The organism is Rossellomorea vietnamensis (assembly GCF_008180415.1).
GTDB lineage: Bacteria > Bacillota > Bacilli > Bacillales > Bacillaceae_B > Rossellomorea > Rossellomorea vietnamensis_C.
In genome coordinates this window covers 708,722-720,832 of sequence record NZ_VTEI01000003.1, presented here as the reverse complement: position 1 = coordinate 720,832, position 12,111 = coordinate 708,722, and the positions used below count along the sequence as shown (strand labels likewise).

The following is a 12,111-nucleotide window of genomic DNA, read 5'->3' as shown; positions in this document are numbered from 1 at the left end:
AATGTCTATGCATTTTAGTGTACTTGCGAGCGGAAGTACGGGAAATGCCATTTTTGTTGAAACAGACCAGAACTCATTCCTCGTGGATGCTGGTCTAAGCGGAAAACAAATGGAAGCATTGTTTCAGAAGATTGGCCGGAACATCAAGGAGCTAACAGGCATCCTGGTGACCCATGAGCACAGTGACCATATAAAAGGAATTGGAATCCTGGCCAGAAAATACGGCCTGCCTATATATGCAAATGCAAAAACGTGGAAGGCAATGGACCCTCTAATCGGCAATGTCCCGCTGGAGCAAAAATTCGAGTTCGGCATGGAAAAGGTTCAAACATTCGGCTCCCTTGATATCGAATCATTCGGGGTTTCCCATGACGCAGCCGAGCCGATGTTCTATACATTCCACCATGAAGGAAGAAAGCTGGTCCTTGTAACGGACACAGGTTATGTCAGCGACCGCATGAAGGGCATCATCTCTAATGCCAACACGTATGTATTTGAAAGCAATCACGATGTGGACATGCTCAGAATGTGCCGTTATCCTTGGAGCATAAAGCGCCGTATCCTTAGTGATGTGGGACATGTATCCAATGAGGATGCAGCCATTGCGATGAGCGAAGTGTTCGGTGACCAGACGAAAAGTATCTATCTTGCTCACTTGAGTAAAGATAATAATATGAAAGACCTTGCAAGGATGAGTGTTTCTCAAACACTTGAATCAAAAGGAGTCAGAGTGGGTGAGCAGTTCAATCTTCTCGATACCGATCCTAAGAACCCAACGGAACTTGTAGCTATCTAAAGTGTTTAGGATATTAAAGGAAAAGGAATTAAAGGATGAAAGCTCTCTTGGCTTTCATCTTTTTTTTGATTTTTCGGAAGGCTGTTTTGCAAAGATTTTGGCTTTCTTAATCATATTGGATTTCCGCTCCAGGCGCACGACTCCGCTCCAATCCTTCTACATAGAGGGGGATGAAAGTAAAATCTCATTCTAAAGCTATAATTTTTAGAAAAAGGCCATTAAATAGACTTTGTTCTTATTTATTGTTCCTTCAGAAATATCCCAAGAGAAGGGTTCTCTCCCGAATAAGGTTTTTCTCTCTAAACAGAAGTAAAGCTCTTTTCTCATGCTTACCAGAATAGCTGTGAATAATAGCGATATCTGACGAAATTTATATAATATAGCAATAAAACTTACTAAAAGAGCCTTTATTATGTATGGTGACCCTGAATGCTTTTAAACAGGAAATAAAGAAATTAGTCTACAGAAACACGCTGGAAGTGGATAAATCCCAAAATATCTTATAAAATGAAAGCAAATTTCCATTTTACCTGACTATATTTTTGATTATGAAGGAAAAATATTAAAGATGTAGAGGAAAGGATGTAGCAGCAGATGGGTTATTATGATCAGGATTATGAAAATACAAGGTCCAAACAAAAAGGGAACCGCGGAGGCTACTTTCTGGCAAGCCTTATAGGTATCATATTAGGGGCGATTCTTGTCATAGTTGCATTGCCGAAATTAGCGGATTGGGATGTGCTTCCGTATAATCCAGGCAGCAATTTGGCTGAAACGGATGAAAACTATCATAACGGCCAAAACGGGGAAAGCAGGAACCTTTCCGTAAATGTCACGACAGATGTGACAGAAGCTGTTCAAAAAGCTGAAGATGCTGTAGTAGGGATTAGCAATATCCGTTCCCAGAGCTTTTGGGAACAAACGGGGCAAGAGGCTGGAACTGGATCTGGGGTCATCTATAAGAAAGCTGGTGGGCAAGCATACATAGCCACAAACTATCATGTTATCCAAGATGCTGACCAGCTTGAAGTGACACTTTCAGATGGCACCAAGCTGCCCGCACAGTTAAGAGGCGGCGATGTCTGGACAGACCTTGCTGTTCTGGAAGTAGAGGCGGCAGAAATTGAAGCTGTAGCTGAATTCGGTAATTCAGATGAGCTTAGGACGGGAGAGCCGGTTCTTGCTATAGGAAACCCATTAGGCCTGGCTTTCTCAGGTTCTGTTACCCAAGGGATTATTTCTGGCCTTGAGCGTACGATCCCTGTCGATGTGAACCAAGATGGTATAGAAGACTGGCAGGCGGAGGTCATCCAAACCGACGCGGCCATTAACCCGGGTAACTCTGGCGGGGCATTAGTCAATATCGCCGGTCAGTTGATCGGGATCAATTCCATGAAGATAGCCCAGGATGCAGTTGAGGGGATCGGCCTTGCGATTCCGATCAATGCAGCTCAGCCCATTATAGAGGATCTTGAAGAATTTGGTGAAGTTAAACGCCCGGCAATGGGAGTTTCCTTGGAAAACGTCAATGAAATCACAGCGTATCACCAGCAGGAAACGCTGAAACTTCCTGAGGAGGTAAAAGACGGCGTAATGGTCCGGCAAGTTGTACCAAACTCTCCGGCAGCTCAAGCTGGGCTTCAGGAACTGGATGTCATCATAGAACTTGATGGGGAAAGAATCAGCGATATTATCCAGCTTCGCAAGCATCTTTATAATGAAAAAGAAGTCGGCGATCAAATGGAAGTCACAATATATAGAAACGGTGAGCAGCAAACAGTTCAAATAAAGCTTACGGATGAATCACGTCTGTAATGTGGATAACTTAAAAGCAGGAAGGTGCCGGGCACTTTCCTGCTTTATTTTTTAATGATATGATGACTTGTGGATAAATTAATAAGATAATGTACCATGTTTAGAGTGGAGGGAAAAAGTATGATCTATTGCTGCATTGAACACGTAGAGCTTGCGATGGACATCATTGTGGATGAATATGAAGTTGCTCCAAAATTGGAACAATTAACAGCCCAGCAAAAATTATCCACAACTTGTGAATATTGCGATAAATCAGCAGAATATATAGTGGCGAACTAATATTCCCATACGATATGTGGATAGTAATTGTGGATATGTGTATAACTTTTGTGGATAACGTGTTTGTAAATCGGTTATAAAGCGAGTGTGAATTGTGAATATCTCAATAGTAACGGTTGGTAAATTAAAAGAAAAATATCTCAAGCAAGGAATCGATGAATATTTAAAACGTCTGAGTGCATACGCCAAAGTCGAAGTCATTGAGGTTTCCGACGAAAAAGCTCCTGAAGAATTAAGTGAAACGGAAATGATTCAGGTCAAAGGAAAAGAGGGAGAGCGGATCCTCGCCAAAATCTCCCCGGATGCACATGTCATTGCATTGGCGATCGAAGGGAAAATGAGAACCTCCGAGGACCTGGCTGATAACCTGGACAAACTTGCTACGTATGGGAAAAGTAAAGTTGCTTTCGTTATAGGAGGTTCTCTGGGTTTGAGTGATGAGGTATTGAAGCGTTCCAATGAGACTCTTTCTTTCTCAAAGATGACCTTTCCCCATCAGTTGATGAGGCTGATACTAGTTGAGCAGGTTTATCGAGCTTTTCGGATTAATCGGGGGGAACCGTACCATAAGTAAATGAGGTTTTGGATAAATAAATACAAAATTATAAAGTCGTACCCTCTTATGTAAAGAAAGAGGGTTTTTGTGCGCTTTTTAAAATAGGTGTATTTTTAAAATTTAAGGAATTGCGCAATAAAAGTTTGACTTTTTTATTTTGTGCGCATATAATCAAGTTAGAAAATGTTAGCAATTGATAAAATGCGCACAAAAGAGGAGCGGGTAGAATTGAACTTAAAAGAACTGCGAACAAGCAAGAATCTTTCTCAAAAGGAGTTTGCTGAAAGAGTAGGTATAACTACAAATTCAATTCGGTCATATGAGAATGGTAGTAAATCACCTACAATAGCCCACATTAGGAAAATTGCAGACTTTTTCAATGTAGAAGTTTCGTCCTTAATAAAGGAAGAGCTCGAAGGGTACGGAGATGTTAATCAACGAGTTTTGGAACGAGCCAATAGCAAATGTGAGCTATGTGAAGATTCCGTACCGGAGGAGCTAAAAAATACTCCTTATTTAACAATTTATCAGTTGGAACCTGGCGACATTAACTTTAAAAACACTGCTGCTGTTTGTCCTGTCTGTAAATTTAAGCTGGATACACTAAAGCTTGATGCAGATAAACAGAAGTTATTGAAGAAAATATCAAAAGTACCGAAGAACGTAGTAACGCTTCAATCAGGGCTTCCAACAAATCCAGATTTAATTCAGGAAGTTCATGTAGCTCTAATTGAATCTAAGGATTTTGAAGAAAAATTGAGGGCAACTGCACTGCAAGTAGTCGATAGTTGTACAAAGGCTAATTCAGAAGCAACTATTGCTTCGAGAATCGAGAATAAAATTTCTGAAATATTGAAGTATTTTGGGGAGGATTATGCTCCAATCCGAGAGGAATCAGTAGTTATTAATGATAATACTGAGGAAAAATCTTTAAGGTATCGACATAAGCAAAATAAACGAGCCGATTCACGCTTTAGTAATGTAATTACGGAGTATAAGCAAGACATTTTGGTTGATTTGGAGAAGAATAAGAATCAGTTGGATGAATACCTACAGAATATTTCTCGAAATGAAGAGGTGCATATCGATAAATATTTTGGTGTTCTAACAGATGGAAAAAATATTGTATTTCTTTCTTACTCGAGTGGGAAGAAGATTGTGTCTCCTCTGCAGAACTTTAACTTAAAGACATTAAAAGAGTTAATAAAGGTATACCTTTCATTAGGTCGAAAAGAGTTATCTGCCAAGGAGTTGGTTGCTGACTTTAGTTTAGATTCATCAAACCAAGTAACTATCAACCTTGCAAAAACACTTTATGACAAACTTATCACCAATCAAAAAGAAGGGGAAACGAAATATGAAAGTGAATGGGAGAAAATCTTCAAGTTAGGTGGGCATAACGACAATAATACTAAAAGTATTAAAGATAGAAAGAATGTCCTTGCTAATTACTTCGATGTCCCTGTTGGTAAGATTGATGAAACAAAGGCACTATTCTGTTTGCATACAGCCTATGTCGTTCTTATTAAGCTCATTGCATATAATGTAACAACTGAGATATTCTTCAAGAGTTCCCATTTCTCTTTAAAATTCGATGAGCTAGCACGTTTAGATTCGAGAGGTTTAAGAAGTGGCTTAAGTGCAATAGAATCCGGAGAAATCTTTAAACAGGTCGGGATTCTCAATCTCTTAGAAGGAGACTTCTTCTCATGGTATCTTCATGAAGAGGTTTGGGATGAAAACATCTTTTCATGTCTTACCAAGAGTATTGAGATTTTATCTGAGTATGACCCTAGTCAAAGGTTATTTAATAGGGGAAATGTACATGACTTTTTCAAAGTTTTGTATCAATCGATTATCCCCAAAGAAGTTCGGCACTCACTTGGGGAATACTACACTCCGGATTGGCTGGCGGACCATGTAGTGAATCGAAAACTTAATGAAATTCGTAAGTTAAATCCACTTTGGAGAGGAATAGACCCCTGTTGTGGTTCTGGGACATTTGTCATGAAAATGATTGAATATGTTCTTAGAGAAGAAGCAGATAAAGACAATTCAATTATCTTAAAGAATGTTCTAAAAAGGGTTTATGGCTATGACATTAATCCGCTAGCAGTATTAACTTGCCGAATTAATTACTTTATTGCCATTGCAAGATTTATCGATGTTGAAGATGGACTTCAATCAATAGTTTTTCCAGTAAAATATGGTGATGCAGCATTAGTTCCAAAAGTTTCCAATATTATGAAGACAGATTTTATTTCATATGAAATAAACGAAGATGATTTAAACTCTCTTAACTTTAGATTGCCAAAAATGATGTTGATGCATCATGAATTTATTTCTGTCACTCAAAGTTTTGAAGCAGAAATCTTTAAAAGTGAGGAGGTCAACACTTCTAATCTTACTAAAATGTTATTAGACCTCTGTGATTATACAAATGAAGAGATTCAATCCTCGGTAGAAGAATTCGTAGAAAGTACTGTTTACTTAATGCAGAAGGGATGGAGTAGAGCCTGGATAAGAACTATCTTCAGCGTGTTAAGTACTATGGTAGATGGAAAGTTTAATTTAATCGCTTCTAATCCACCATGGATTGACTGGAAGGCATTACCTGACGGATATCGTGAGATTTTAAAACGAGCTTCTCTTGAACAACACGTTTTTTCGGGGGATAACTTTACTGGAGGAATCAATCTAAATCTATGTGCTCTTATTGCAAACGTTGTTGCAGATAATTGGTTAGAGTCGGAAGGGGTAATGGGCTTCCTTATGCCGAAGTCAATAGCGTTCCAACAAACATATGCAGGATTTAGAGAGTTAGTCCAAGTGCGAAGTGGCAATCTAAACTATGATGAGTTTATCGATTGGTCAAAATCAGGTGACCCTTTTAAACCAGTGACGGAGAAGTTCATGACTTACTATTTTAAGAAGAGTGATGAACCTCAAGAAGAACTAATACCTGTTGTAATGTATGAAAAGCGCAGAGGTGAAAATATCTTTGAAAAGAAATATAAAAACTTTGAGGCAATAGCAGATAAGTTTAATCCTATTGATAAGATTGCGTATATGGCATCGGAACATTATAACAATTTCACTTTTACTGACACTCGAAACGTTGGTGATATTCCAAAAATGAAGTTAATTGCTGGGCAAAGTGAATACAAAGGACGTGTTGGTTTAGGACTATATCCTAAAGAAGCTATTATTCTTGAGGTTCTTGATGAGAGGGCTAGAACTACTGCGAATAAGGTATGGGTAAGTAATTACCAAAATAAGAAATCGGAAAGAAAAGTTGCTGTACGACAGGTGTTAATGGATACGAAATTTTTATACCCTGTAATTGAGGGACCAAATATTGTACGTTTTGGCTTAGAAAAAGTAAAGTTTGTAGCACCATTTCCATATAAATCAACTGACTTAAAAAGACCAATACCTCGGGAGGAATTGGAGTTAGAATCAAAAAGTCTACTGAACTATTATGATTCAGTCCGTGATGATATTGGAAAAACAGATTATAACCAAAGAGTTCAAGGTAAAAAGGGGGAATTTTATAGCATTACACGAGTTGGTCCCTACACATTTGCACCGGTAAGAGTTGCATTTAGAAATAATACAAAATGGGTTTCAACAGTAATTAAAAAAGGTATGACCCCATGGAATGAGGAAAAAATGTATCTCCTTTTAGACCATGCATGCTCCATTTCACAAGATAATGAAGGAAACTTTATAACTGAGGATGAAGCCCATTATATTTGTGCGGTAATGAATTCTGATATTGCAACGAATTATATAATTGACTCATCTGACTCAAGGTCATTTAAAACTGATTTGCCTCTTCGCATTGAAAAATATGATAAGGATAACGAAAATCATGTAGCATTATCACATCTTTCTAAAATAGCACATGACTCTGAGTTGTCTGAAGAAGAAGTGAATCGCGAATTGAGTATATTAATTACCACTTATCTAAATAATCTAAGCTAAATTAAAAGTAAAGGTTGGGAGCTATTTATGCTTCCAACCTTTTTTGTGTTTTGGGAAAGGGGAACATGTTGTTGTGAGAATAATTAAAAACTTTAGGGATTTAAATGTATTAGTAAGCTCAATGATGGTTGAAGAGAGATTGATAAAAGCTGCTTCTGGGGTTTTCTGGGATAATGTTAAAACCAAGAGCAAAAAGTGTGAAGTAAATATTTTTTCAAACTTTACCAAAATTATAATGTTTGAAAAGGGAGATAACCTAAAAAATATAGATTTCTTGGGCTTTGAGTCAAAAAAGGGAGGTGTATTTGCTATTAGTCCTAACAAAATTAATCATTGCGAGAAAAAAAACTTATTTATTTATAACATAGGTTACAATCAAGAAATAATTGATATCATAATAACAGGAGATGGTCTGGATAGGGATGTATATGACTTTTTAATGACTCATTTAATGTTACAAAAACCAATAGGAAAAAGCTTAGTTTAAGAACCCTCCTACCTGCTAGAAGTAAAGTATTATGAACTATAATACTGACTAATGTAATAAAATGGTTAATTGAATATATATTATTAAATTGAGATTTATAGGTCCCTAGCTTCTAAGGAAAGCTAGGGACCTAATTAATTTAGTCGGGAGTGGTTAGGATGAATGAGAAAAGAGTGCCCGCCAAGCGAGTAAATATTGTTTCAATTAGGTTGGTAAAAGAGTCAAGTATCCTCTATGAAAGAAGAAGCATTCGCTCTCCTCAGGATGCGTATGAGTTATTAAAAGGATTCCTAGAAGATAAGGACCGTGAGCAATTCATTGTTGTAACCCTAGACACCAAGAATCAACCAGTATCCATAAATGTTTGCCATATTGGTAGCTTAAATGCAAGTATTGTTAGTCCCCGTGAAGTAATGAAATCTGCTATCTTATCGTCAGCAGCGAGTATCATGGTGGCTCATAATCATCCATCTGGTGACACTAAAGAATCTATGGAAGATGTGGAAGTAACCAAACGTCTTGCAGAAGCTGGAAAGCTGATGGGGATTGAGCTATTGGACCATATAATTATTGGAGATGGTACGTATAATTCCTTAAAAGAGAAAGGCGTAATTTAAAAGGAGTAAAAAGACAATGAAAACAATAAAAAACACGCTAAACACAGAAGTTACGTATGCTAGCGATATGAAAAACAAGTATCTTATTAGGAAAGAGTGGGACAAGAATAAGAAAAAGGCACTTGTTATTATGAAGAACGCAGGTCATGCAGATGAAATAGTGCAAGACCAAACAACGATGTACGTTATTAATAATCTTTCTAAATTAGAATACGGCGTTGCAGAAATTGTGAACTTATTTCCGTCTATTGAAGGAGTTGAAATGAAAGAATCTGTTACTGAAAATCTGAAATGTATCCAAGAAGCTATTGCTAGAGTAGATGATGTCATAATTGCGGTTGGAAAAGGAGTAGAAACTAATAAGAAAGCAATTGAGCGGTTAAAAATGATTATAGCCTTATTGCTAGACAAGAAAATAAACATCCTTCAAATAGAAGCGACTTTTGGTCGGAAAGGTTTCCATCCTCTCTATCCAGCTGTGAAACACCAGTGGAAATTAGTACCTTATGGTGATAGTAATATTGTCAACTAATAATATATTAAAGGAGTTACACTATGTTTAGTAGCGAGTATTTTGATGAATATTTTAATGAATTGATGTTTCTGCAGTTTGGTATACAGGTAGAAAAGGATAATTACGGGGGAGAAGCAGTTATCCTTTTTAAAGAGGAACTTGACCCAGAACTAGTAACCGAAGAGTTCCTAGAATTGATTCCTGATAAAGTTTTAGTTTACTCAAATGGTTTTGATATTGAAGGAATTGAGTGGATGGTTTGTGTAGCAGCAGATGCTAATACAAATCATCCACTCTTTTTAGTTTGCCTTAAAAATGGTGTGAGGGTGTTTGAAAAATTATTAAATAAAGGTGAAAATAAAAAATGACTAGTAAGCCACGCTACATGACTAGAGCAATAAATGAAGAATTGAGTATAGAAATTCAGGCTCTATTGTGGGGGCTGCTGGATTCAATTGTAATTATAAGAAAAGATAAAATGGATTATTTACAAGTCTTTGAAATTGTTAATAACTGTAAGAGTATAAAAATTACCAATCACCAAGAACAGCCATATTTAAAGCAAGAAATAGTTCTAGAGCATGTTTTAATGAACGTTAAAGCCACAGTTGTTTGGATTATTAATGAGCCTAATAAGCAAACTATGTTGTTTCCTTCGGATTACTAGAGAGAACATTGCTATTGAAAGTGGATTATTAGTTTGAATTGTGGAACTAAAAATCCACTTTTTTTTGTGTGGGAGATAGGGTTTGAGTAAAAATAAAATTTCAACATAGTTTAAACTGTTGAGTATTAGAATAAAAATTTTATGAAAAAATGTAGTAAGATAATCAAGGAGAATAACCGAATATTAGTTTTTTTTAATATCCTTCTCCCCCTAACCCCCTAAGACTGGAGCGTAAGATAATGGACTTGAAAGAAACTGTTACAATGTACCAAATATCAAAAGAACTTGCACTGGAATGTAATTATGACTTTGTAAAAAAAGATGATAATGGAAATATAAAAATAGTAGAAGATAAAAGAAATGTTTTTGAAAATTATAAAAAAGAACAAGTGAAAAAGTTAACCGAACTTCTTAAGGTTAAAGGAGTAGAAAAAAATGCAATAAAGAATGAACAAGAGTTTGCAATACCAGTTGATTCAAAGGAATACATAAAATATTTACTTCTAAACTTTACTTCAAAATCAGTAAAAGCAATTAGGAAAACTGGATTAGAAAGTTTACCGTACACTCAATGGAGTGAGTTAGTGAATGGACTAGTCGAATATAGTACTAAAGATATTAAGGATAGTAGTCAAAAAGAGAAAAAAAGGTTGGAAATCTTTGCTCAACATCAATATTTTTCTATAGAAAGGCATAACTGTCTAATCGATAAATTTAGCTTGTTGTTAAAAGAGGCAGAATTGCGATATGGGACATTTGATAATTTAGGTAATGAGAATAGTAGTACACAAAAAAAAGGGACATATGAAGTAAATAATTCTAGTGATGAAATATATAATTTTGATGACGCTGATTATAACGCACGATTACTTAGTGAAAACGATGTAATTGAACTGTATGGCTATTTGGAGAAAAAGATTTATCAATGCTTTATAGAATTTGGTGAAGTGGCGGACATTTTTAGTGAAATTCGTCATGAAGACATTGAGGATAAAGTAATCCAAGCTATTGACGAAAATGAAAATCCCGATGATATAACTTATGATGATAGTAAAATTGTGTTGGAAAAAGCACTAAGAGAGTTTCAGAAATAAATAATGACTAAACTAGCTGCCATTCGCATGGCGGCTTTTTTGTTCTAGTCATTTAAGAAATAGGGGGAAGAAACTATTTTTTTCTCCCTACTAATTGTTTTTTTTCTCTCTTGGTAAGATTTATTACAGAAAGCGATTATTAATAAAAAAATAAATCAATGGGAGGTAATTTTAATGATGGAAGTAAAACAAGCTCAGAAATATTATAACGGAACCTTAACTTTCATAAATAACTTTCAAGAGCAAAGTGAAGAGGAAGAAATATTAGTAAAAGAAAAAAGGTTAATGGAGATTTACTCATTTGGTGAGGACAGTGAAAGTGATTTTGCGGTACTGGATGATGTTAATACGTTAAAAAATTTAATGGCTTTTGCAGAGGTAACTCGGTATAAAGAAAGATTGCTCGCTGATATGACGGTGGAAGAAAGAGATGAAGTGACAAAAAGGATTATCAAAAATTTAGATGAGTTTCACGTGAAACCTGTCGGCTATGAAATCAAAAAGGATTCAATCGTGGTTGCATGGTATCTCAATTCTGTTATTAACACTTTTAGGTTTTCAGACCAATCAACGGCATTAGTTGACTGAGGAAAATGATGAAGCTTGAGCAACTGTTAGACAGAGAAAATCTTTTAATATATCTAAAAGATTGGAGAGTGTAGCAAATGGCATTAAAGAAGGTAAGACGTCCCGTAAAAAATGGACCAAATGAAGATAACATTCAAACGTTGAAACAAGTTGAGATGAAATTAATTGAAAATGGAGAGGAAGGAAACTCTATGAATTATCTAAACACTGGTAGTGGTAGTAACCTGACAGCCGAATCTACATCACTCTCAAATAACAGTATTCAACAGAGCACTGCGATGGAACGAGTATTTACTTTTGGAGATGACTTCGTTTCCATGAAGCGAATTGCAAAAATTGCAGAAGGTATTTATGACTTTCGAATTGATGACATTGGTGTTAAAGAAAATGTTGAGACACAATACGGTACGAAAGACCAGTATGTGATTACGTTTTCTCTTGGGAATCCAAGCACTAACGAAATTACAACGTTAACATTGCCTTACAATATCTCTTCTAATCACCAATCTGCATTAATGGAATTTCTTGGAGCTTTCAAAGATGTATTCAGAGGTAAAAAAATAACCATGAGATATTTGGTTGGCATGACTGGACAAGCAAGAGTTTATCATGTTGTTTCAGAAGCTGGCAATGTCTATGAAAAGATTGAGATTTTAGATGTAGAAAAACCAAACACGTAATAGTAGGAAGGTTTAACCCTTCCTACTGTAA

The 12,111-nt window shown here is 36.1% G+C and carries 13 protein-coding genes; all 13 read left to right on the top strand.

Annotation, left to right across the window (positions count from 1 at the left end; translation table 11 throughout):
• Window position 1 precedes the first annotated feature (1 nt).
• The 13 genes from FZC78_RS09555 to FZC78_RS09495 all read left to right on the top strand — a co-directional run bounded on the left by FZC78_RS09555 (window position 2) and on the right by FZC78_RS09495 (window position 12,080).
• Window positions 2-796, top strand: a complete 795-nt coding sequence (locus tag FZC78_RS09555) for an MBL fold metallo-hydrolase (protein ID WP_148939455.1) — start codon at window positions 2-4, stop codon at window positions 794-796.
• 594 nt (window positions 797-1,390) lie between these two features.
• Entirely contained in the window at window positions 1,391-2,611 is a 1,221-nt protein-coding gene (locus FZC78_RS09550; RefSeq protein ID WP_148939454.1) for a S1C family serine protease, read from the top strand.
• A 120-nt stretch (window positions 2,612-2,731) separates the two neighbouring features.
• The gene (locus FZC78_RS09545) at window positions 2,732-2,890 is read left to right on the top strand and encodes a CxxH/CxxC protein (protein ID WP_148939453.1); all 159 of its coding nucleotides are present in this window, start codon (window positions 2,732-2,734) and stop codon (window positions 2,888-2,890) included.
• Between the two features lie 94 nt (window positions 2,891-2,984).
• Window positions 2,985-3,464 (top strand): 23S rRNA (pseudouridine(1915)-N(3))-methyltransferase RlmH, encoded by a 480-nt coding sequence (rlmH, locus tag FZC78_RS09540; protein ID WP_148939452.1) that lies wholly within the window; start codon window positions 2,985-2,987, stop codon window positions 3,462-3,464.
• A 210-nt stretch (window positions 3,465-3,674) separates the two neighbouring features.
• Window positions 3,675-7,433 carry a helix-turn-helix domain-containing protein gene (locus FZC78_RS09535; RefSeq protein WP_187444865.1) on the top strand — a complete coding sequence of 1,253 codons (3,759 nt, stop codon included), beginning with the start codon at window positions 3,675-3,677 and terminating at the stop codon, window positions 7,431-7,433.
• Window positions 7,434-7,506: 73 nt separating this feature from the next.
• On the top strand, window positions 7,507-7,920 hold the full coding sequence (locus FZC78_RS09530) for a hypothetical protein (RefSeq protein WP_148939450.1): 414 nt from the start codon (window positions 7,507-7,509) through the stop codon (window positions 7,918-7,920).
• A 158-nt stretch (window positions 7,921-8,078) separates the two neighbouring features.
• A complete protein-coding gene (locus FZC78_RS09525) occupies window positions 8,079-8,537 on the top strand; it encodes a JAB domain-containing protein (RefSeq protein ID WP_148939449.1) in 459 nt (152 codons plus the stop codon).
• A 16-nt stretch (window positions 8,538-8,553) separates the two neighbouring features.
• Window positions 8,554-9,069, top strand: a complete 516-nt coding sequence (locus FZC78_RS09520) for a DUF1643 domain-containing protein (protein WP_148939448.1) — start codon at window positions 8,554-8,556, stop codon at window positions 9,067-9,069.
• A gap of 23 nt (window positions 9,070-9,092) precedes the next feature.
• Window positions 9,093-9,419 (top strand): hypothetical protein, encoded by a 327-nt coding sequence (locus tag FZC78_RS09515; RefSeq protein ID WP_148939447.1) that lies wholly within the window; start codon window positions 9,093-9,095, stop codon window positions 9,417-9,419.
• The gene (locus FZC78_RS09510) at window positions 9,416-9,718 is read left to right on the top strand and encodes a DUF960 family protein (protein WP_148939446.1); all 303 of its coding nucleotides are present in this window, start codon (window positions 9,416-9,418) and stop codon (window positions 9,716-9,718) included. The genes FZC78_RS09515 and FZC78_RS09510 overlap by 4 nt, the downstream gene beginning before the upstream one ends.
• Window positions 9,719-9,957: 239 nt before the next feature.
• Window positions 9,958-10,812, top strand: a complete 855-nt coding sequence (locus FZC78_RS09505; RefSeq protein WP_148939445.1) for a hypothetical protein — start codon at window positions 9,958-9,960, stop codon at window positions 10,810-10,812.
• Between the two features lie 174 nt (window positions 10,813-10,986).
• Entirely contained in the window at window positions 10,987-11,400 is a 414-nt protein-coding gene (locus FZC78_RS09500; RefSeq protein ID WP_148939444.1) for a hypothetical protein, read from the top strand.
• Window positions 11,401-11,477: 77 nt separating this feature from the next.
• Window positions 11,478-12,080 (top strand): hypothetical protein, encoded by a 603-nt coding sequence (locus FZC78_RS09495; RefSeq protein ID WP_148939443.1) that lies wholly within the window; start codon window positions 11,478-11,480, stop codon window positions 12,078-12,080.
• Window positions 12,081-12,111 lie beyond the last annotated feature (31 nt).